At 70.1% G+C, this 22,003-nt stretch carries 13 protein-coding genes; 5 read left to right on the forward strand and 8 right to left on the reverse strand.

Annotated elements, in window-relative coordinates:
• Positions 1-62: 62 nt before the first annotated feature.
• Together BM288_RS05350 and BM288_RS05355 are read left to right on the forward strand one after the other, a co-directional pair.
• Positions 63-4,814, forward strand: a complete 4,752-nt coding sequence (locus tag BM288_RS05350; RefSeq protein WP_092916685.1) for a DEAD/DEAH box helicase — start codon at positions 63-65, stop codon at positions 4,812-4,814.
• A complete protein-coding gene (locus BM288_RS05355) occupies positions 4,814-5,626 on the forward strand; it encodes a DNA-formamidopyrimidine glycosylase family protein (protein WP_092916687.1) in 813 nt (270 codons plus the stop codon). The genes BM288_RS05350 and BM288_RS05355 overlap by 1 nt, the downstream gene beginning before the upstream one ends.
• Positions 5,627-5,660: 34 nt before the next feature.
• On the opposite strand, the gene BM288_RS05360 is transcribed toward BM288_RS05355, so the two are convergent.
• Positions 5,661-6,203 carry a TetR/AcrR family transcriptional regulator gene (locus tag BM288_RS05360; RefSeq protein WP_177220261.1) on the reverse strand — a complete coding sequence of 181 codons (543 nt, stop codon included), beginning with the start codon at positions 6,201-6,203 and terminating at the stop codon, positions 5,661-5,663.
• A gap of 131 nt (positions 6,204-6,334) precedes the next feature.
• Between BM288_RS05360 and BM288_RS05365 the strand changes: the two genes are divergently transcribed.
• A complete protein-coding gene (locus tag BM288_RS05365; protein WP_092916691.1) occupies positions 6,335-6,940 on the forward strand; it encodes a hypothetical protein in 606 nt (201 codons plus the stop codon).
• Positions 6,937-8,946, forward strand: coding sequence for a YhgE/Pip domain-containing protein (locus BM288_RS05370; RefSeq protein WP_092916693.1), 2,010 nt, complete (start codon positions 6,937-6,939; stop codon positions 8,944-8,946). The genes BM288_RS05365 and BM288_RS05370 overlap by 4 nt, the downstream gene beginning before the upstream one ends.
• A gap of 64 nt (positions 8,947-9,010) precedes the next feature.
• Here the strand turns inward: BM288_RS05370 and BM288_RS05375 are convergent, their stop codons facing one another.
• From BM288_RS05375 to BM288_RS05390, 4 genes are all read right to left on the reverse strand, one after another.
• Complete coding sequence (locus BM288_RS05375) at positions 9,011-9,634, reverse strand: TrmH family RNA methyltransferase (protein ID WP_092916695.1); 624 nt, start codon at positions 9,632-9,634, stop codon at positions 9,011-9,013.
• A 16-nt stretch (positions 9,635-9,650) separates the two neighbouring features.
• The gene (locus tag BM288_RS05380; RefSeq protein ID WP_143103029.1) at positions 9,651-10,598 is read right to left on the reverse strand and encodes a class C sortase; all 948 of its coding nucleotides are present in this window, start codon (positions 10,596-10,598) and stop codon (positions 9,651-9,653) included.
• An 86-nt stretch (positions 10,599-10,684) separates the two neighbouring features.
• Positions 10,685-12,148: a SpaH/EbpB family LPXTG-anchored major pilin gene (locus BM288_RS05385; protein WP_177220262.1), complete on the reverse strand. Its 1,464-nt coding sequence runs from the start codon at positions 12,146-12,148 to the stop codon at positions 10,685-10,687.
• Between the two features lie 67 nt (positions 12,149-12,215).
• The gene (locus BM288_RS05390; protein WP_143103030.1) at positions 12,216-14,945 is read right to left on the reverse strand and encodes a prealbumin-like fold domain-containing protein; all 2,730 of its coding nucleotides are present in this window, start codon (positions 14,943-14,945) and stop codon (positions 12,216-12,218) included.
• Positions 14,946-15,590: 645 nt separating this feature from the next.
• Here BM288_RS05390 and BM288_RS05395 point away from each other — a divergent pair.
• Positions 15,591-16,415, forward strand: coding sequence for an HAD-IIA family hydrolase (locus BM288_RS05395; RefSeq protein WP_092916703.1), 825 nt, complete (start codon positions 15,591-15,593; stop codon positions 16,413-16,415).
• A 56-nt stretch (positions 16,416-16,471) separates the two neighbouring features.
• Here the strand turns inward: BM288_RS05395 and BM288_RS05400 are convergent, their stop codons facing one another.
• The 3 genes from BM288_RS05400 to BM288_RS14265 form a co-directional block, all read right to left on the reverse strand.
• The gene (locus tag BM288_RS05400) at positions 16,472-17,371 is read right to left on the reverse strand and encodes a class C sortase (RefSeq protein ID WP_177220263.1); all 900 of its coding nucleotides are present in this window, start codon (positions 17,369-17,371) and stop codon (positions 16,472-16,474) included.
• 70 nt (positions 17,372-17,441) lie between these two features.
• Positions 17,442-18,914 carry a SpaH/EbpB family LPXTG-anchored major pilin gene (locus BM288_RS05405; protein ID WP_177220264.1) on the reverse strand — a complete coding sequence of 491 codons (1,473 nt, stop codon included), beginning with the start codon at positions 18,912-18,914 and terminating at the stop codon, positions 17,442-17,444.
• A gap of 61 nt (positions 18,915-18,975) precedes the next feature.
• A complete protein-coding gene (locus BM288_RS14265) occupies positions 18,976-21,900 on the reverse strand; it encodes a hypothetical protein (RefSeq protein ID WP_143103031.1) in 2,925 nt (974 codons plus the stop codon).
• Between the last annotated feature and the right edge of the window lie 103 nt (positions 21,901-22,003).

The raw sequence follows: 22,003 nt of genomic DNA on the forward strand, positions 1-22,003 counted from the left end.
CGCCGGCGAGCCATCGGCCGAGCGCCCGGCAGCGCCCCAGCGCGCTGTGCTGTACTGAGCGGATGGCCGACGCGCTCGAGCTGTTCTCCCCCGCCACCCGTGCGTGGTTCGCGGGCGCGTTCGCCGCTCCGACCCCCGCGCAGGAGCAGGCGTGGACCGCGATCGCGCGCGGCGACCACACGCTCGTGGTCGCGCCGACGGGCTCCGGCAAGACGCTCGCGGCGTTCCTCTGGGCGATCGACCGGCTGCATCGCGAGGACGCGGCGCCGCACGCCGAGCGCGAGCCGGGCGTGCGCGTGCTCTACGTCTCGCCCCTCAAGGCGCTCGCCGTCGACGTCGATCGCAACCTGCGCGCACCGCTCGCCGGCATCGCCGCGCGCAGCCGCGCCGATGGCGCCGAGGTGCCGCCGGTGCGCATCGGCCTGCGCACGGGCGACACTCCCCAGGAGGAGCGGCGGCAGCAGGCGAAGCATCCGCCCGACGTCCTCATCACGACGCCCGAGTCGCTGTTCCTGCTGCTCACCAGCCGCGCGCGCGAGACCCTGCGCACGGTGGAGACCGTCATCGTCGACGAGGTGCACGCGGTGGTGCCGACCAAGCGCGGCTCGCACCTGGCGCTGAGCCTCGAGCGGCTCGACGCCCAGCTGCCGCAGCCGGCGCAGCGCATCGGCCTCTCGGCGACGGTCAACCCGATCGACGAGGTGGCGGCCTTCCTCGGTGGTTCGGCGCCGGTGACGGTGGTCGCGCCGCCGAGCGAGAAGCGCATCGAGCTCACGATCACCGTGCCCGTCGACGACATGACCGACCTGCGCGGCTCGCGCGCCGCCGAGGCGGCACCGACCGGCAGCGCCTTCGGCTCGACGAAGCCCGAGACGCCCTCGATCTGGCCGCACATCGAGCGCGAGGTGCTCGAGCTCATCGACCGGCACCGCTCGACGATCGTGTTCGTCAACGCGCGCCGGGCCGCCGAGCGGCTGACGGCACGACTCAACGAGCTCGATGCCGAGCGGCTCGACGAGGCCGAGCAGGCAGGGGCCGATCGGGCGGCGGGCGCCCCGGCGGCGAAGAGCCCGGCGACGGATGCGGGAGCCGGCACGAGCGGCGACGGCGTCGTCCTGCGCGACGTGACCGAGCACATCCGCCTGCGCCTCGCTGAGCGCGCCGCGGCGCGCGAGGCCGCTGGCACCGACGCGGAGGCGCCGCCGCTCGCGCGCGCCCACCACGGCTCGGTCTCGAAGGAGCAGCGCGCCGAGATCGAGGATCAGCTGAAGTCGGGCCGGCTGCGCTGCGTGGTGGCGACCTCGAGCCTCGAGCTCGGCATCGACATGGGCGAGGTCGACCTGGTGGTGCAGGTCGAGGCGCCGCCGTCGACAGCGAGCGGGCTGCAGCGCGTCGGCCGCGCCGGGCACAACGTCGGCGACGCCTCGCGCGGCGTCATCATCCCGAAGCACCGCGCCGACCTGCTGCACGCGACCGTCGTCGCCGACCGGATGGCCCGCGGCGAGCTCGAGCCGATCCGCGCGCCGCGGCACCCGCTCGACGTGCTCGCGCAGCAGACCGTCGCGGCCGCGGCGATGGACGAGCTCGGTGTGGACGACTGGTTCCAGACCGTGCGGCGCGCCGCACCCTTCTCGACGCTGCCGCGCAGCGCCTTCGACGCGACGCTCGATCTCGTCTCTGGCGTGTACCCGAGCGACGAGTTCGCCGAGCTGCGCCCGCGGGTGGTGTGGGATCGGGAGGCGGGCACGATCGCCGGCCGCCCGAGCGCGCAGCGCATCGCCGTCTCGAGCGGCGGCACGATCCCCGACCGCGGCCTGTTCGGCGTCTTCCTCGCCGGGCAGGAGGGCAAGCCCGGCGCGCGCGTGGGCGAGCTCGATGAGGAGATGGTCTACGAGTCGCGCGCCGGCGACGTATTCGCGCTCGGCGCGACGAGCTGGCGGGTGGTCGACATCACGCACGACCGGGTGCTCGTCGTGCCCGCGTTCGGCGAGCCGGGCAAGCTGCCGTTCTGGCACGGCGACAACGAGGGCCGGCCCGCCGACCTGGGCGCCTCGATCGGCCGCGCGACCGCCGCGCTCGCCGCCGGTGAGGGCATCGAGCTGCCGCACTCCGACGAGCGCGCCCGGCGCAACCTCGACGCCTACGTGCGCGATCAGCTCGCGACGACCGGCGCGGTGCCGACCGACGCGCAGCTCGTGATCGAGCGCACGCGCGACGAGCTCGGCGACTGGCGCATCATCGTGCACTCGCCGTGGGGCCGCCGCGTGCACGCGCCGTGGGCGCTCGCGATCGATCGCCGGCTGCGCGAGGACCGCGACACGGGCGCCGCGGCGATGGCCTCCGACGACGGCATCGTCATCCGCATCCCCGACTCCGACGCCGAGCCGCCCGGGGCGGAGCTCATCCGCTTCGAGCCCGACGAGCTGGTCGCCCTCGTCGAGACGGAGGCGGGCGGCACGGCGCTGTTCGCGAGCCGCTTCCGCGAGTGCGCCGCGCGCGCCCTGCTGCTGCCCAAGCGCGACCCCGCCCGGCGGGCGCCGCTGTGGCAGCAGCGGCAGCGGGCGGCGCAGCTGCTCGACGTCGCCAAGCGCTACCCCGACTTCCCGATCGTGCTCGAGGCGCTGCGCGAGGTGCTGCAGGACGTCTACGACCTGCCGGCGCTGCGTTCCATCGCCGAGCGGCTGCAGCACGGCGACATCCGTGTGGTCGAGGTCGATACGCCCAGCCCCTCCCCCTTCGCCCATCACCTGCTGTTCGGCTACGTCGGGCAGTTCCTCTACGAGGGCGACGCGCCGCTGGCCGAGCGCCGAGCCGCCGCGCTCACCCTCGATCCGGCGCTGCTGGCCGAGGTGCTCGGCTCGACGGCGCTGCGCGAGCTGCTCGACCCGGCGGTGCTCGAGCGCACGGAGCTCGAGCTGCAGCGGCTCGCGCCCGACCGGCGCGCGCGCGGCATCGAGGGCGCCGCCGATCTGCTGCGGCTGCTGGGCCCGCTCACCGTCGACGAGCTCGCCGTCCGGCTCGAGCGCACCGGCGCGCCGCAGACGCCCGCCTCGCATGCGCCGGAGGGGCCCACCGCGGACGCGTCGGACACATCCGCCGCAGACGCGTCGGACACATCCAGCGCGGATGCGTCGGCCGAGCCGGCCGCGCACCTCACCCTCGCCGGCGCCGCCGCGATCGCCGACGAGCTCGTCGTCGCCCGACGGGCGGTGCGGGTGCGCATGGGCGACGCCGAGCGACTCGCGGCGATCGAGGATGTCGGGCGGCTGCGCGACGCGCTCGGCGTGCCGCCGCCGGCCGGTGTGCCATCCGCGTTCCTGGAGCCGGTCGCCGACCCGATCGGCGACGTGGTCTCCCGCTACGCGCGCACCCATGGCCCCTTCACGATCGAGGAGCTCTCGGCCGCACTGACGCTGCCGCCCGCGGTCGCGCGCTCCGCGCTGCGGGCGCTCGCCGCGCAGGGCCGCGTCACGCCGGGCGCCTACCGCGCGCACGGCACGGGCGAGGAGTGGATCGACGCGCAGGTGCTCTCGCGCCTCAAGCGCCGCAGCCTGCAGGCGCTGCGCAGCGACGTCGAGCCGGTCGATCACGCGGTCTTCGCCGACCAGCTGCTCGCGCACCAGCACGTCCTCCGACCCTTGACCGGCCCCGACGCCCTGTTGGAGGCGCTCGACCGGCTCGACGGGGTGCCGCTGCCGCTCAGCGCGCTCGAGACGCTCATCCTGCCCGCGCGCGTGCGCGGCTACCGGCAGGGCATGCTCGACGAGCTGACCGCGAGCGGCCTGGTGACCTGGGCCGGCGCCGGCGCCCTCTCGGGCCGCGACGGCCGCATCGTGCTGCGCGGCGCCGACACCGTCGAGCAGCGTCGCGACCTCGACCATGACGACCCCGACGCGGCCGCGGTGCTGCAGGCGCTCGCCGACGGCGGCGCCCTGTTCGCCCGGCAGCTGAGCGACGCGACGGCGCTCGATCTCGCCCACCTGTCGGAGGTGCTGTGGCCGCTCATCTGGGCGGGCCGCGTCACGAACGACACGATCGCCCCGATGCGCGCCCACCTGGTCGGGGTGCGCGCCCGCAGCGTCCCTGCCCCGAGCCGCCGATCGGCGCCCGCGAACCGCCGCCGCATCGGGCTCGCGCGGCCGTCGCGCGCCGACGCCCTGCCGACGCTCGGCGGCCGCTGGCTGCTCGCCTCCGCGCCGGCGGGATCGCCGACCGAGCGGGCGGCGCAGACGGCGGATGCGCTGCTCGCGCGCTACGGCGTCGTCACCCGCGGGAGCGTGGTCGCCGAGGACGTGCCGGGCGGCTTCCACGGCGTCTACCAGGTGCTGAAGGCGTTCGAGGAGGCCGGCCACACGCGCCGCGGCTACTTCGTCGACGCGCTCGGCGCGGCGCAGTTCGCCGACACCCCGGTCGTCGACGCCCTGCGCGCGCGGCAGTCCAGCGGCCCCTCCGACGCGGTCGCGACGGTCTCGGCCGTCGACCCCGCCAATCCCTTCGGCGCCGCGCTGCCCTGGCCGGATGGACGCGGGGGCCACCGCCCCACGCGCCGCGTCGGCGCGCTGACGACCATCGCAGCCGGCCGCGCCGTGCTGCACCTCGAGCGGGGCGGGCGCTCGCTGCTGACCTTCGACGACGACCCGGCGACGCTCGTGCGGGCGCTCGAGAGCCTCGCCGACGCGGTCGCGCGCATGGGCGGCCGCCGCCGCGCGATCGAGCACATCGACGACCACGGCTCACTCGACTCGGCGCTGGCGCCGCTGCTCGAGCAGGCGGGGCTCTACCGCACGCCGCGCGGCTTCCGGATGGGTCCCTGATGCCCGAGGGCGACACCATCTACCGCGCGGCCGTGCGGCTGGGCGCGGCGATGGCGGGCCAGCGGCTGGTGCGCAGCGACTTCCGGATCCCGGCGCTCGCCACGGCCGACCTCGCGGGCGAGCGCATCGACGAGGTGCGCAGCGTCGGCAAGCACCTGCTCATGCGGGGCGAGCACTGGACGATCCACTCGCACGCCGGCATGGACGGCCTGTGGCATGTGCTCGAGTCCGGCCGGCGCGCGCCCGTGCCCGCGCACACCATCCGCGCGGTGCTCGCGACCGCCGCCCACGAGATCGTCGGCTCGAGCCTGCCGGTGCTCGAGCTGCTGCCGCGCGCGCACGACCTCGACGCCGTCGCGCACCTCGGCCCCGACCTGCTCGATCCCGCGTGGGATGAGGCGTTGGCAGCGGAAGCGGCCGCCCGGCTGCGCGCCACGGGTGCGCCGGTCGGTGTGGCGCTGCTCGATCAGCGCGCGGTCGCCGGCCTCGGCAATGTGTACCGGGGCGAGCTGTGCTTCCTGCGCGGCGCGCACCCGACGACGCCCATCGGCGAGGTCGCCATCGAGCCGCTCGTCGCGCTCGCTCGGCGCCTCATGGTCGCCAACCGCGACCGCACCGAGCGCACCTTCACCGGCGACACCCGCCGCGGCCGGCGCACCTGGGTGTACGGCCGCGGCGGCCAGCCGTGCCGGCGCTGCGGCACCCGCATCGAGGATGCGATGCTCGCGCTCGAGGACGGCGCGCTGCGGCAGGTGCAGTGGTGCCCGCGCTGCCAGCCAGAACCGCAGCGCGCAGAGCCGCTGCCTGCGTAGCGGCGGCACGCGCGGGCGGCGGCGTGCGCCGCTGCTACCCGACCACCGCGTCGACCGCCGCCTCGACCGTCAGGCCGGGCTCGAACGCGAGCCGTTCGAATGCGACCATCACCAGGGCGCCGAAGAACGCGGAGGCGTGCAGCGGCGACGCCGGTGAGCCGTCGCGCCGCAGCGCATCCGAGATGCGGCTGAGCACCGTCGTGCGATGGCCCCCGAGCGTCTCGCTCCAGGGACGGTCGGTGCGCAGCAGCTCGGCGAAGACCACCTTCGTGCGCAGCGGCCGCTCCTCGACCGCGTGCAGGAACGCCCGGGCCAGCGCTCGGGCGGCCGGGCGCCCCTCGCCGGGCAGAGCCTCCGCCACCGACTCACCGAGCCGTTCGGCCAGGCGCGTGACCGACTCCTCGATGAGCGTCTCGAACAGCTGCTCCTTGGAGGCGAAGGAGTAGTAGACGCTGCCCTTGGCGACGCCCGCGGCGGCCGCGATGTCGTCGACCGTGGTGGCGCTGACGCCACCGCTGGCGGCGAGCTCCGCTGCCGCGTCGAGCACCTTGGCGCGACTCAGGTTGGGCCTTGCCACTGCACACCTCCAGGATCGGCGACCGACCGCACACATAGTTGTACTGACCAGTCAGTTCAGATTAGCATCGACTCCGTTGCATTCGCGACCCCAGCATCCGCACCGCCGCTCCAGTAAGGAGGGACCCCGTCATGCGCATCGAGCTCCAGAGCATCAGCAAGGGCAAGGGCATCGCCCTGCCGACCACCAGCTGCGCCTTCGCCTCGGGCGAGGTCACGCGCGCCGTCTGCGAGACCGAGCAGCGCCCGACCGTGCTGGGGCTGATCGCCGCCGGTCGCATGCAGGCGGACACCGGCCGGGTGCTGCTCGACGGCGACGACCGCGCACGGCGCGAGATCCGCCGCCGCACCGCACTCGTCGATGCGCCGGGCGTCTCCGACCCCGACCCGAACGTCTCGCTGGGCGGCGCGATCGCCGAGGAGCTGCTCTACGCCGGCATCCCCGGCACTCCGCTGCAGGTGCGGCGCTGGGCCGAGCAGCTCGGCGTCGCCGAGCACCTGGCGATCCCCATCGCCGACGTCTCCCCCACCGTGCGCGTGCGGGTGCTGGCCGAGCTCGCCACCCTGCGCGACGACGTCGAGGCGATCGTGATCGTCAGTCCAGACCGGCACGGCGGGCAGCCCGGTCAGTGGTGGGCGATCGCCCAGCGGCTGGCCGAGCGCGGTTACGCCGTGCTGGCGATCGCGGGCAGCGCTGCGGATGCGGCGCTCACGAACGACGAGGAGTCCAACGCGTGAAGATCCCCCAGCTCATCGCGGCGGAGCTGCGGCGCCTGGTGTCGACGCCGATGGCCAGGCTCGCGCTGCTGGCGCTCGCCATCGTGCCGCTGCTCTACGGCGGCGTCTACCTGTGGGCCAACCAGGACCCCTACGCGCACCTCGATGAGCTGCCGGCCGCCCTGGTGGTCGAGGATGCCGGGTTCGACGGCGAGAACCAGGGCGATGAGGTGGCCGACCGCGTGATCGCGGAGGCCACCTTCGACTGGCATCGGGTGAGCGCCGCCGAGGCCGCGGCCGGCGTCGCCGACGGAACCTTCGACTTCTCGCTGACGCTGCCTGCGACCTTCTCGGCAGACCTGCAGAGCGTCTCGGGTGACGACCCGCATCGGGCCACGGTCACGCTCACGACGAACGACGCGAACAGCTATCTGGCATCGACGATCGGCACGCAGGCGACCGCGAAGTTCCGCCAGAGCGTGGTGGCGGCCGTGGGCGAGGAGGCGGCCGGGCGCATGCTGCTGGCCATCAGCGATCTGCGCGACGGCCTGCTCGACGCCGAGGGCGGTGCCGGGCAGCTCGCCGATGGTCTGACGAGCGCGCTCGACGGTGCGACGCAGCTCACGACCGGCACCTCCACCGCGTCGGACGGCGCGACGCAGCTGCAGTCGGGCACAGCATCGCTCGTGGATGGCACGACGCAGCTGCAGAGCGGTGCCGCGCAGCTCGCCGACGGCCTGGGCACGCTGCAGCAGCGCACCGCGAACCTCCCCGCCCAGGCGCAGCAGCTCGCCGATGGAGCGCGGCGGGTCGCCGACGGCAACGCGCAGGTGGCGACCCTCGGCGACCGGGTCGCGGGCGTCACCGGTGGCCTGGCGGGCGATGTCCCGGATGCCCGAGCACAGATCCTCGCGCAGCTCACCGCCGCTGGCCTCGACGAGGCGCAGCTCGCGGCCGCGCTCGAGCCGCTCGATGCGCTCGGCGCCGACATCGTCGCCGGCGATGCGCGCGTGCAGGAGGCGAACGCGCAGCTGCAGCAGCTGGCGAGCGGCAGCTCGCAGCTGGCCGACGGAGCCGCGCAGCTCGCCGCGGCGACCCCGGCGCTCACCGACGGGATCGCGCAGGCATCCTCCGGCGCATCTCGGCTGGCGGACGGCACCGCCGCCGCGCACGATGGCGCGCTCGCATTGGACGACGGCGCGACCCGCCTGGTCGCGGGTCTCGGCCAGCTCGGCGATGGGGCCGCAGCGCTGCGGGACGGCGTCGACGAGCTGCGTTCCGGGGCTGCGCAGCTGCGCGACGGCCTGGCCGACGGTGTCGCGCAGGTGCCCGCCTCGACACCGGCGCTGCGCTCCGACCAGGCCTCGACGATCGCCGACCCGGTCACGACGGACGCCGATGCGGTGACCTCCGCCGGCACCTACGGCGCCGGGCTCGCCCCGTTCTTCCTGAGCCTCGCGGCATGGATTGGCATGTACGCGCTGATGCTCATCATCAAGCCGCTGTCACGGCGCGCGATCACGGCGCTCCGCTCGCCCGTGCGGGTCGGCCTCGCCGCCTGGCTCACGCCCGCGCTGCTGGGCGTCGCGCAGATGGCGGCGCTGTTCGGGCTCATCGCCCTGTGGCTGCGGTTCGACATCGCCTGGCCATGGGCCACCGTCGGGCTGATGATGCTCACGGTGGTGACCTTCGCCGCCATCATCGTCGCGCTCAACGTCTGGCTGGGTTCAGTCGGGCAGTTCCTGGGGCTGGTGCTCATGGTGCTGCAGCTGGTGACCGCTGGCGGCACCTTCCCGTGGCAGACGCTGCCGGCGCCGCTCGCGGCCCTCCACCACCTGCTGCCGATGAGCTACGCCGTGGACGGCATCCGCCAGGCCATGTACGGCGGGCAGGCGTCGATCGCGGCGAACGACGCGCTCGTGCTCGCAGGCTTCCTAGGCATCGGCGTGCTGGCGGCGATCGCGGGGGTAGCGCGCATGATGGATCACCGCACGCTGCGCGACCTGCAGCCGAGCCTCATCGGCTGACGTCGATCTCGACCCGGGACGGGCCTCGGCGAGCTGGGCGCACGGAGACCGAAAGGGGCTCCGGTCAGAGCGCCCACTCGCGCACCCACTCGTGCATCACGATCGCGGCGGCCGCGGCCGCGTTGATCGAGCGGGTCGAGCCGAACTGCCGGATCGCCACGTGCGCATCGGCGGCAGCGATCGCCTCGTCGGTCAGCCCCGGCCCCTCCTGCCCGAACAGCAGCACGCAGGCCTCGGGCAGCGGGGCCGCGTCGACGGGCACGCTGCCGGCGGTGTTGTCGACGGCCACGACGACCAGGCCGGCCTCGCGCGCCCAGGTGCGGAACGCATCCGTCGTCTCGTGGTGCACGACGTGCTGGTAGCGGTCGGTGACCATGGCGCCGCGGCGGTTCCAGCGGCGCTTGCCGATGACGTGCACTGCCGCGGCGGCGAAGGCGTTGGCGGTGCGCACGATCGAGCCGATGTTGAGGTCGTGCTGCCAGTTCTCGATCGCGACGTGGAAGGCGTGGCGGCGGGTGTCGAGGTCGGCGACGATCGCCTCCAGGCGCCAGTACCGGTAGCCGTCGACGACGTTGCGGCGGTCGCCGTGCTCGAGCAGCTCGGGGTCGTAGCGCTCGTCGGCCGGCCACTCGCCCTGCCACGGCCCGACGCCGACCTCGAGCTGCGGTTCGTCGGGCTTTGGCTGCACGACTCCAGGGTAGGCGTCAGACGATCAGGTTGCCGCCGGTCGAGACGCGCACCGAAGGGAGGCGCGGCTGCTGTGCCGGGCGTGTGGTGAGCGATCGATAGGCGGCGGCGAAGGCGAAGCCGCAGGCGAGACCGACCGCCCACCACGGCGGGCCCGGGATGTCGGGCATCGCGACCTCGGCAGCTTCCGCGGCCGGGGTCGGAATGCGCTCGCCGGTGACGATGATGCGGTGGCTGTTGATGCCCAGCGGCGTGCAGGTGACGAGGCTGACGAGGTCGCGGCCGGATGCGGGGGTGAGGATGTCGGTGTCGCCCGGCTCGATGACCTGCACGTCGCGCACCTCATAGGTGAGCACCTCGCCGTAGACGTCGAGCTCGAAGGCGTCGCCGACGGCCACCCGGTCGAGGTCGCTGAAGAGCACCGACTCAGGCAGGCCCCGGTGGCCGGTGAGCACGCTGTGGGTACCGGCGCCGCCGACCGGCAGCGCTGAGCCCAGCAGGTGGCCGATGCCCTTGCGCAACGTGGCCTCGTCGGTGCCGTGGTAGATCGGCAGGTCGACGGCGATGGAGGGGATGCGGATGCGCGCCATCACGTCGGCGGGGCCGAGGTCGAGCTGCTGCTCGTAGGCGGCGACGATCGCCCGCTGGTCGCTGAGCGGCGTCTGGCCGTAGGGGTCGATGAGGGCGCCGCCGGTGAGGGTGTCGTTGTAGGCGTGGGCGTCGGCGAGCTCCTGCTCGCGCCCCTCGGGCCCGAGCTCTGTCATCACCTCGGCGTAGTCGTCGACGCGCTGCGACTGCTCGAGCTGGCTGAACCATCCGGCGGCCGCGGGGTAGAGCAGCACGCTGACGCCGAGCGTCACCATCAGCGCGACAACAAGCGATGAGCCGGTGCCGCGGCGGCGGCGAGTGCGCGCGGTCGGTGCAGCGACCGGGCGTTCCGGTGCTGGTGCGACGAGAGTGCTCACGGTGTCTCCTGCGTGCTGGCCGTGGAAGGGGAAGCCCCGCGGCAGAGGAGGGATGAGCCTCTGCCGCGGGGCGGTCTTGATGCGGCTTAGGCGTCAGCCTTCGCCTTGCGGCGACGCACGAGCATGAAGCCCAGCGCGCCCGCGAGCAGACCGAAGCCGCCGATCATGAACGCGGCCTGGCCGGTGCCACCCGTGATGGGCAGCTCATAGGCCGGGACCTTGGTGTTCTCGACGATCACCGTGACACCGGCCGCATTACCAGCGACAACAGAAACCTCGGTGACGGGGTCGACCGGAAGTTGGTAGCCGAGCGGCGCGACCGTCTCCTTCACCCAGTAGGTGCCCTCGAGAAGGCCTGGGAACATGATGTTGCCAGCTGCACCGGTCGTGAGGGTCTCAATCGGAGCAGCAGCTGCGTTCTCCGCCAATGCGGGGTTGACCGTGTAGAGCTCGAACACGGCACCCTCGAGCGCCGACCCCGAATTGTCGGTCTCCGCCTTGTGAATGGTGAGGATGCCCCAGCGAGTCTCGACGGGGTCGGACGCGATGACAGCGTCATCGATCCGAACCGAGCCAACGTTCTCGATGATGCCGTGCTGATCAGGCGCGTCGGCCTCGAGACGCGTGACGGCGGTGACAACGTCGACGTAGACGTGCCCCTCGTTGAGCCCAGACAGAACACCGCGGCCAGCTTCAGTGAACTCCACAGTGACGAGACCGTCTGCGTGGGTCGTCTTGAAGTGGCTGGAGGCCAACGCCACGTCGGTGACGACACCGGCAACCATCTCCGTGGCGCGCGGCGTCGCGCTCTGGTACCTCAGTCGGGAGTCGAGTTGGTCGGTCACGATGAAGGTCGAGATCATCTCGCCGGAAGGCATCTCGGGCACGCTGACATCGATCGTCCACCTCACCGTTTCACCGAGCTCGTGCGCGCCGGTTTCGTCGACATCCTTTGTGATCGCTGCGACCGAGTTCTTCGGGTAGACGTGTACGGAGTACAGCCACGTGTCGTCGTTGGGATTCGCCATCGGCAAGGAGACCAGGAACGGCTCGGACGCGCGAGTGATGTTATCGGTGAGCGATGTTGCCTCTTCCACCAGGTACACACCGAGCCGCAGGCCTTTCCAGTGGATCTGGCCGTCGACCGTCATGCCCGAACGGGTTGCGGGAAGGGAATCGACGAGTCCATCTGCATAGGCAACGGGATCGTCCTGCTCGGCGATGGTGTCCGCGAGAGCCCAGCCTGCAGCAGTCGTCAGGTCGGTGCCGGGAACCAACGTCGCCGTGAACACGACGTTGTCGAGTGCGGTGAGTCCGTCGAGGACACCTGCCGCGGCCGGCAAGCCGTTTGACTCCGTCGCAAGCGGCACGACCGGCTCCGCAAACTTGTGGATTGTCAACTCAGCCTGGTCTTGCATCGCAGTGTCGACGTTCGGCGGTGTTGCGGCAGAGGCGGGCAGGGCCCCGCCGAGGGCGGTGGCCGTGGCGAGTGCGACGGCTCCGAAACTGATGGCGACACGCGCCGTCAGGCTCTTCTTGGTGGATGCCATGGCGGCAGTTCCTTCCTGAATGAGTGGTGCAGAGAGATAGGTGGACTGGGGTCTGGTGGAGTTCATGTCAGCTGCCTTTGCGACTGGAACGGATCCTCGTTTGCGCGAAGAGAACTGCGGCGGTGAGCAGACCGAGCAGGAGCACGCCTGCGCCGCCGAAGAGATAAGTGTCGGCGCCGATGCCGCCGGTGAGGGGAAGTGCGAGCGCGGGTGCCGGGCGGTTGACGAAGCGATAGATCGCGTGATCGCCGGCTTCGACGGTCACCACCTCATCGACCGTCGTCCAGTGGGGACTCGCATGGTCGACCTGAGCCGGCTCACCATCCCACCGTTGCAGTTCGGTACCGAGGTAGGCGTAGTCGCCCATGTCCTCCGTGAGGGTGTAGCGGTGACCGGGGCGTACATACATCGTGTTGTCACGTGACACACTGGCGCTGCCGGGGATGTCGGCTAGCACCGGTAGCGTGCCGGCCGCGAGCGCAAACGGTGTGGCGGACAATTCGAACGCGCTGGCGTCCAAGCCACCGCCGAGGTCATTTTCGACGAGCTTCAGTAGCGAAAGTCGGGCTGTCGTGTTCGTGACAGTGCAGACGACGTTCAGACCAGCTGTCGGCACAACGACTCGGTCGTTGACTACCTCGATTCTTGTTCCGTTAGTCGTCTCACAAAACCAACCAATTGTCGGATCCGCGATGTAGGTGGCGAGGCCAGCATCTTCAGCGAGCTCGTAGGTGGCGCCTGGGCTAATCGGCGCACTGACGCCCGACGATCCAGAAGGCCCCGGCAGCGCGGCCGCGCCGTCGACGGCGATGGCAGACAGTTGCCAGGCGGATGCGAGCGTCGAATCGCCGAACGAGATCGACTTCACCAGTGCGAGCGTCGTCGGCAGCACACGGTTGGTAATCTCGCACTCAACGCTCCAACCCGGAGCTATTCCGGCGACGACGTCATCTTGGGTGCCTTGAGCGGCGTTGAGCGTGACCGTGTTGGTGACGCCAGCAGCAGTCGTGACAACGCAGGAGCCGGAGGCAAATTCGAAGCCTGGCTGCTGCACCTCTGAGATCGCGACAAGGGCACGTGCGCTCGCGCTTCCGAAGTTCAGTACCCACGAAACCTCGCCGTTTGCGTCCGATACCTGACCAGCGACCGGACTGGCTGTGACAGTTCCGGCAGTGGCAGTGCTCGCCGCAGCAAGGATCCAGCCATCGTCGGGGCGCTGAACACCTGAGGTGTCCTCGACAATCTTGCGCACAACGACGCCAGCGATCAAAGGCGCATTCCGGAACGTGCAAACGACGCTGGCACCACCGCGTGGCGGCATTGTGATGGTGTCGAATCTTCCCTCGCCTGACGCGATGACCGTGCCTCGCTCATCGACACAGGTGTACGTCGAGCTGTACCTGTCGCCGTTAGCCAAAACGGACTCGCGGATGGAGTACGCCTGGCCGCTCGCCACCGTGATCGGACCGACCTGCTCTTGCTGAACGCCCGACTGGTTGCCAGTCGTTCTGACGCTTCCGAGCGTCGTGCTGCCGCGCGCAACGGTCAGGGTGAATTGGTCGGAACTGGCGAAGCGCGAGACGACGTCCTTCCGGACCGTGAGCGTCACCGGGGATAGACATCCCGCTAGGTCGACCGTGCCCGAAAGCTCGGTTGTGACTGCTCCCGGCTGCAACCCACTTGAGGGGTCGTAGATGCGGACGTCAGTCCCGTTGCTGAGATAGCTGTGCCCATCCGCTTCGAAAGCGAACCCGTTGACATCTCGGATGCCGGTAAACGAAGAGACGGTCTGTGCGACCATTGCGTCGCCAGCCGTGAGAATGCTGGCTGGAATCGTGTATATCCGCGTGGTCGCAGTGGACTGCTGGTTCTGCAGCATGAACAGGTTGCCCGCGGCGTCGAACGCGATGTCACCATTGCTGGTGGCGTTCAGGGGGACCGAGACGGTTCCTCGCAGTACCGGGCGGGCGTTGCTCTGAGGGTCGAACACCCAAACGTCGAAGAACGTGGAGTTGCCGACCTGACGGTATCCACCGAAGTAGTAGCGACCATCCATCAGGTTCGTCGCACCACCGACTACCACCGTGCCCGAGGCAACGGCCGAGAACGTGACCCGCTGCCAGCCGCTGGCCACGCTGTAGGTGTGGATCGCTTGTACGCCGTAGGCGTTACCGGTGCGCTCAGCCACGAACATCGACGTGCCGCCGGGGCCGATGCCCAGGGCATTCAGGCCGCCTCCGCCAGAGACCTGCGGGATCGTGTCGAATCGCGATAGCACCGCGTCCCCGTGACCGGACGGCCGGCTGATCTGAGTCACCACTCCAGCGGACGACAGGGCATAGATTGTCCCCGAAACGCATGAGGCCGCCGGGTAGGTGCCGAGGTGGAACGTCTCGAGGTCACCGATGCCGTTGGGGCGGTCTCCGTATCGGGAGTACCTCCACTCGGTGCTCTCCCAAAACGTTCCGGCCGGCTCGCCCACGGGCCGCACCCGGTACTCGTGCCGCCGGTTGCTCGTATCCGCCTGGACACGATTGGCGGATCCCACATACGCCACCTGAAACTCACCGGGATCCGGATCGAGATCACCCGTGGGCGAGCACTGGCCCGCAACAACGCAGTCGGTGATCGTCGTTGTGCTGGTCCAGCCTTGCTCAACCCACCTCGGCCAGATGATGATCCACCGCCGTTCGACGATCTGCTGCTCGATCTCGAATGTCGTTCCTGCCTGTGTCGGCGACACTCGCCAATGCAGGTAGGGCGGGTCTACGCCGGTTTCGGCGGAGTTGACAGCCAAAGTGCCGACGGTCGGGGCGGGTGCAGCTGCCGTCGGAGGCGACGGCAGCGAGGTCGGCTCTGCAGACGGCGACTGCGCTGGCGTCTGCGTAGGAGCGACCGCCGGCACAGGTGGGGCAGTGTGTTCTGCGGGCGCCGTAGGTTCCGGCGTCTCTGCCGCCACGGAATCAGCCGCGGAATCTGTCGCGGTCGGTTCGGGGGTCGAGCTCGCCTCAGCCTCTGCAGCGTCGGCGATCGATGCGAGGGCCGTCGGCACCGCGTGAAGGTAGGGAAGGCTCAGCGCAACCACAACAGCACCAAGCACTGCCGTCGCTCGCAACGAGCGCCGGCAGCGTGCAGAGGTGTGCGTGACCAATGAGGTTCCATCCCTGGAGAGTCGTGAGTGGGGCGATCGCGCTGGGCGCTTCGAGGGCGGGCCGTCGGTGGTCTCCGGTGCTGATCGCTTCGTCTACGAACGTATTGAGCGAACCTCAGGACGGAAGGGCGGAGTGCACAGTGGAGGCTCAAGGCTCCGCCAGAGATTCAAAACCGAACGACATGAAACAGTGTTCGACTAGAGGTTTCCTCAAACTTGCTTGAGACTTGCTCAAGATCGGAATGTCGGCCCGCTGACGCGACGGACATCCGCCACGCGTAGCCTGGCCTCATGCCCAACCGCACGCGCGCTGACATCGAATGCTGGCTGACCGACATGGACGGCGTCCTGGTACACGAGGACCGCCCGCTCCCCGGCGCCAAGGAGCTGCTGCAGCAGTGGAAGGACGCCGGCACCGAGTTCCTGGTGCTCACGAACAACTCGATCTTCACGCCCCGCGACCTCGCGGCGCGACTGCGCGCATCCGGCCTCCATGTGCCCGAGGAGCGCATCTGGACGAGCGCGCTCGCCACCGCGGACTTCCTGCGCGACCAGGCGCCCGGCGGCTCGGCCTACGTGATCGGTGAGGCGGGCATCATCACCGCGCTGCACGAGATCGGGTTCACCATGACCGACACCGATCCCGACTTCGTGGTGATCGGCGAGACCCGCTCCTACTCGTTCGAGGCGATCACGAAGGCCATCCGCCTGATCGCCGCCGGCGCCCGCTTCATCTCCACCAACCCCGATGCGACGGGCCCGAGCGCCGACGGCATCCTGCCGGCCACCGGCGCGATCAACGCGCTCATCACGAAGGCGACCGGTCGCGTGCCCTACATCGTCGGCAAGCCGAACCCGATGATGTTCCGCTCGGCGCTCAACAAGATCGGTGCGCACAGCGAGGTAACCGGCATGATCGGCGACCGCATGGACACCGACATCATCGCCGGCATGGAGGCGGGCCTGCACACGGTGCTCGTGATGACCGGCATCTCGAACCCGGCGCTCGTTGAGACCTACCCCTTCCGCCCCGACGAGATGCTCGAGAGCGTGCAGGACCTGGTCGACCCGAAGCCGGTCGTCTCCGAGCTCGACGAGCCGCACGCCGACGTCTGAGCCTTGGCGGCTGTTGCCCGCCGCACTTTGACGGCGGATGCGTCGAGGCCGCGCGCTCAGCGGCGCGGCGTGGGCAGCCGGGGCGTGACGAGGCTGCGGTAGCCGACCGACAGGGCCCAGCCGCCAGCGAGCAGCACCGACCACCAGGGCGCGCCAGGGACCTCGGGCATCACAAGCTCCTCGGCTGCGGCGGTGTCGGCGGCGGGGGTGGCGATGCGCTCACCCGTGACGATGATGCGGTGGCTGTTGATGCCCAGCGGCGTGCAGGTGACGAGGCTCACGAGGTCGCCGCCGGATTCCGGCAGCAGCAGATCGGTGTTGCCCGGCTCGATCACCTGCACCTCGCGCACCCGATAGACGAGCACCTCGCCGTAGACCTCGAGCTCGAAGACATCGCCGGTCTCGACCTTGTCGAGATCGCTGAACAGCACGGCCTCGGGCAGGCCCCGGTGCGCGGTGAGCACGGTGTGGTTGCCGTCGCCCCCGACCGGCATCGCCGAGCCGAGCAGGTGGCCGACGCCGCGCCGTAGCGTGGCCTCGTCGGTGCCGTGGTAGATCGGCAGGTCGACCGCGATGGAGGGGATGCGGATGCGAGCCATCACGTCAGCAGGTCCCAGATCGAGCTGCTCCTGGTACGCGCGCACGATCGCCTGCTGGTCGGCGAGCGGCGTCCCGCCGTAGGGGTCGATCAGCGCGCCGCCGCTCAGGGTCGCGTTGTAGGCGCGGGCCGACGCGAGCTCCTCTTCACGCCCGACTGGGCCGAGCTCGGTCATCACCTCGCTGTAGTCCTCGACCTGGAACGACTGCTCGAGCTGCGAGAACCAGCCGGCTCCCGCTGGGTAGAGCGCGATGCTCGTGCCGAGCATCCCCATGACCGCGATCACCAACGACGCCACCCCGGCTCGTGCGCGCTGCGCGCGCCGCTCGCCCGGTGGCGTCTCGATCGTGCGGGTCATCATCGCCCTTCGCGCGACGGGTTCGGCTCCGTGGCAGAGGTGGGTGCCTCTGCCACGGAGCCGAATGGAATCAGTGCTCGGCCTGCGCCTTGCGGCGTCGGATCAGCGCCGTGCCGATCGCGATGGTCAGGAGGCCGAAGCCGCCGATCATGAAGGCTGCCTCACCCGAGCCACCCGTCAGGGGCAGCTCGTATGGCCGCACCTGCGGGTTGACGACCTGCAGCTCGATCTCGGCGTCCGTGCCCGAAACAACCGGGAGCGTCCAGGAGGTCGTTCCGCCGAGCGTGTAGCCGGCGGGCGCCGCGACCTCGCGGAAGACGTACTCCAGCGTTCCCGCCTGGTTGGTGCGGAGACCGTGGATCGTCACGATGCCGTTCGCGTCGCTCGTCCACTCCGAGACGCCGTTGATGGCGATCGGGTGCTCGAACAGCAGATCCGTCGTGAGATAGACGCGGAACTTCGCTCCCGCCAGTGCCTCAGGGTTCTGAGCGTCGTCGTCGACCTTCTTGATCTCGATGCCGCCCCAGTAGTCGGTCACGGTGTTCGAGTCGATCTGCGAGTCGTTGACGAACACCGAACCGATGTTGTCGATCACACCGGTCGGCTCGCCAGGAGCCGTCAGCGAGACGACGGTCGTGTCGAACGTGAGCACGACCTGGCCGCCGTTCGCGTCCTCGAGTGCTTGCAAGCCAGCGGGATCGGTGAAGTTGACGACGAGCGTGCCACCGGCCCCAGCGAGCGGCGTGATCGTGTAGTCAGTGGGCGTGGTGAGGGTGCTGCCACCGACGGTCACGACTGCCGAGTCCTCGACATAGTCGAGCCGCGGGTCCAGGACATCCTGGATCGCGTACGAGGTGACGGCCGTGCCCTGCGAGGCGATCGGCGCGTTCGTGGTGATCGTCCACGGAACCGTGCTGCCCAGACCTTGCTGCACCGCCGGCGGCGTGCTCTTCACCACGTTCGCGACCGTGTTCTTCGGGTAGACGTGAACGTTGTAGTTCCAGTCCGTCACATTCCCGACGACCTGTGGCTGAGGCACGACGACGAGGAACGGCGCCGACTCGATGACGATGCCTGCCCCGGCGGGAGTTGAAAACTCCCTCACGAGGTACACCCCGAGCTCGACGACCGTCGTGACCGCGCCCGTGCCGACGCCATCCGCGCCCGTGGTCGCGGTGACCGGAGCACCGAGCGGGTACGCAACGTCGTCGTCGATGACATCGGTGGCCGTCAGCGTCGGGAGCATCGCCCAGTCCGCGTTGTCGAACACATCGAGGCTCTCAACGCGTTCGATGGTGAACACAACGCCGTCGATCGGGTCGCCGGCGACAGGATCCGTGGGGCTGCCGGTGCCGACCGGACCGGGGACCGCTGGCTGCTCGTGCTTGTGGATAGTGATCGACGGCGGTGGGTCCGTCGGAGCGACGATGTTCGGTGCGGCGGATGCGGGCAGTGCCCCTCCGAGGACGGTGAGGGTCGCGAACGCGGCCGCTCCGAGCCCGGCGGCGACTCGCGCCGTCAGGCTCCTCTTGGTGGTTGCCATGGCGGCGTTTCCTTTCGGGTGATGCGCAGAGGACTGCGACCGGGATGTGGAGAGAAGTTGTTCAGACATGACGGCCTCCTGGACGGGCAGTCGTCGAGGTGGATCTGCGGACGACGGCGACCGCCGCGAGCAGCGTGGCGAGCAGGAGCGCGCCGCCGCCGTAGCCGAACAGGTCGGCGCCGATGCCGCCGGTCAGCGGTAGCGCGAGCGGTGTGGGCGCTGCGTTGACGAATCGGTAGAAGTCGTGGCCGCCGATCGCCACCTGGATCGCTGCCGAGGGATCTTGAACCTCTTGCCACTGGTTGTTCACCCATCGCTCGAGCCGCAGGCCGATGTAGGCGAGGTTGACGTTGCCAGGAGTCGCCTCGCTGAGCACGTAGTCGTGGGCGGGCCGCACGTCGAACGTGCTGGATCCGTCCGCATCTGCAACAGCGCCGTCGTCGGGAGCGCCGCCGTCCACGGACTCGGCCGCCAGACCCTCCATGACTGCCGGTGTCGCCGTCAGCTCGAACATGTCGGGCGTCAGCACACCGCCTTCGATCGCCTTGAAGATCGTCAGTTGCGCGGTCGCGTTGGTGACGGTGCACCGCACGTGCATGCCGAGCAGCACTGTCACCGACGCATCCGGCGCGTCAGTCCAACCAGTGGGCTGCGGATCAAGCGGGGCGCCGACCGCGTCGAGCGCCAAGCAAGCCCATGTGCCCTGCTGCCGATAGAGCGCGGTGCGCGCGGCCGTATTCGCGCCGGGAGTCTCCGACAGGTTGTAGGTCACTTCAGGATCGACCGGCCCGGTTGCAGTGCCCGGCCCCGTCGGTCCGGCAGTCGCGGTGCCCGGTCCGGTCGCCGTCAGCGTCCAGTCGACCGCTGTGGCGGGCCCACCCTCGACCTTCTTGACGAGTGTGAGGTCGGTGTCGCAGTCGACGGTGTTCGTCACCGTGAAGGTCTGCTTGCCCTGCGTGAGCGTGTAGCCGGCCGCCGGCACGGTCTGACCCAACGGGTCGGTGATCGTGGACGATGTCAGGGTGCACCCGATCATCAGCGGATCGATCGTCGTCGTCTCACTGATCACCACGGTGTCACCGACGACGTAGCCGGTCCGCTCCTCCGACCAGGCCTGCTCGGAGGCGGGCTCGTTGCCCGGCCCGGTCAGCTTGAGCGCGGCATCGAGGCCGTCGGGTTGCGCACCGTGGTCGTAGGTGACCTGATTGACGACCCACTGCTTGTCGACGACGACCGATGCGGTCTGGATGTTCGTGAACGTCACGTTGACGGTCGCGCCTGCTTGGGTGGTCACCACGGCGCTCCGCGCCGCGGGTGTGACCTCAACTCCGTTGACAGTGACGCGCGTCAGCGTCCAAGCCGCATCGCTGCCGGCGTTGACGTCGTCTAGCAGTTCGGTGACCGTCACCGGGGTATTCGGCTTGAAGAGGACCGCTGTCGACCTCGTGCCAGGTGCAGACGTGCCGACGATGCTGAGATCGGACCCGGCAACCCCATCGAGGTCGAAGCCGAAGGCCTGATCCTGCTGGCCGATCGCGATCTTCGTGACCGTGAGCTTCGACGTCGTGTTCGTGATCACGCAGCTCGTCCTCGTGTTCGGCTCAACCTTGAACGTGGGAGCGGAGACCGTCAACTCGTAGCGTTGGCCACCCTCCACCGTGCAGACGGTCGACAGGTGCGACCACGGGACGTTCGCCGGGATCGCGGTCTCCACCAGCGTGAAGTCCGTGCCTGCCGGCACGGTCGTGATGGTGTCGGTCTCGCCGATCGCCACGGTGCCGTTGACGGTGAGCGTCTGTGGGGTACCCACGGGCGTGCCGATGACAGGAAGGTCGCTGCTGCGGTCGAGGGTGTACCCGAACTGGTGGGAGCTGGTCGCGACGACATCCGACGCCTTCGTGATGCTGATCGAGCCGCAGGTCGATGGTGGATCGACGGACACGGGCGCGGCCCAAGCTTGGATCTGGCGCGACTCACCGGTCCAGGAACGGATATAGCCAGTGGAGCCGAGCGTGGATGGGCACCCCTGCGCGCCGACGAGCTCCGCCGGGAGCGGGAGGCTCAGGACCATCGTGTTGCCACCGTCCAGCGCCGTCACGACGCTCCCGACTGATTCGCATGTACCCGGATAGTTTGTCGACCCGAGAGGGTAGATTGTCGCCGTGTAAACGCAACGCTCGGTCGTGTAGCCCTGATTTTTGATGATGAACACGACGCCGCCCTGCGAGCGATCGGGCTGCGGCACGAGAGCCGCCCCTGAAGATGTCGTGCCCCACCGTTCCGGCGCCACGGTGTACTCGATGGACCACCCTTTGTTGCCGGTGCTGTTCGGCCTCGTCCACGTCGCGCCAAGTGTCCAAACCCCGCCACTCTGTGTATACGCGGTAGTGAAGGAATAGATCTCTGAAGCCTGAGCTGCGCTGCCGGCCTCGTACCAGCCCGTCGGATCATTGTTGTCAAAATCTGACGTGTAGTAGCCGAGAGCTGCCGCCCCGTCAGGCGCAGCCATCGGTGTGATGAGCGATGCTGCGAGCGGCGCGACCGAAGCTTGCACTAACTGCATCGGTGCAGACGGAAGCGGCACGGATGGTACCGACTCTGTGAGTACGGGATCGGCCTCAGTTGCAGCAGACTCAGCCAGCGGGACACTCTCAGCGGGAGGCACGGTCTCAGCCGGAGAAGCGGTCTCAGCGAGGGGCGCAGTCTCGGCCGGAGGAGCGGTTTCGGCCGCAAGCGCGGTGTCGGTTTGGACTACGGGTTCCATCGCCGGCTCGGTCACGGCCGATGTGCCCGCGGGAGGATCCGCCGGAGCCGGCTCGGCCGACCCGGAGGCTGGCTCAGTGACAGCCGGGTCACCAGTCGGCGCGTCGTCTGCCGCCATGGCCGTCGCCGCCGGTGCAAGCAGCATCGCGGCTGCGAGCGCGAGGACCAGGAACAGCGCCATCAGATTGGCGACCGCTCGTGAGGCATTGATCCGCAACGACATGACTACCGTCCTTGAATCGCATCGTCGGAAGCGAGCTGGGGTTCTCGGCCGACCGTTGTTGAACAACGTTTGCTAACAGCGTTAGCGAATCACGACAGGCTCA

It is taken from the genome of Agrococcus baldri, assembly GCA_900114805.1.
GTDB lineage: Bacteria > Actinomycetota > Actinomycetes > Actinomycetales > Microbacteriaceae > Agrococcus > Agrococcus baldri.

What these genes read in the sequence shown, in the direction of transcription:
- BM288_RS05385 (WP_177220262.1), bottom strand. Translation starts at nt 12,148, where the DNA reads ATGGCATCCACCAAGAAGAGCCTGACGGCGCGTGTCGCCATCAGTTTC.
- BM288_RS05405 (WP_177220264.1), bottom strand. Translation starts at nt 18,914, where the DNA reads ATGGCAACCACCAAGAGGAGCCTGACGGCGCGAGTCGCCGCCGGGCTC.
- BM288_RS05350 (WP_092916685.1), top strand. Translation starts at nt 63, where the DNA reads ATGGCCGACGCGCTCGAGCTGTTCTCCCCCGCCACCCGTGCGTGGTTC.
- BM288_RS05365 (WP_092916691.1), top strand. Translation starts at nt 6,335, where the DNA reads ATGCGCATCGAGCTCCAGAGCATCAGCAAGGGCAAGGGCATCGCCCTG.
- BM288_RS05395 (WP_092916703.1), top strand. Translation starts at nt 15,591, where the DNA reads ATGCCCAACCGCACGCGCGCTGACATCGAATGCTGGCTGACCGACATG.
- BM288_RS14265 (WP_143103031.1), bottom strand. Translation starts at nt 21,900, where the DNA reads ATGTCGTTGCGGATCAATGCCTCACGAGCGGTCGCCAATCTGATGGCG.
- BM288_RS05355 (WP_092916687.1), top strand. Translation starts at nt 4,814, where the DNA reads ATGCCCGAGGGCGACACCATCTACCGCGCGGCCGTGCGGCTGGGCGCG.
- BM288_RS05400 (WP_177220263.1), bottom strand. Translation starts at nt 17,371, where the DNA reads ATGACCCGCACGATCGAGACGCCACCGGGCGAGCGGCGCGCGCAGCGC.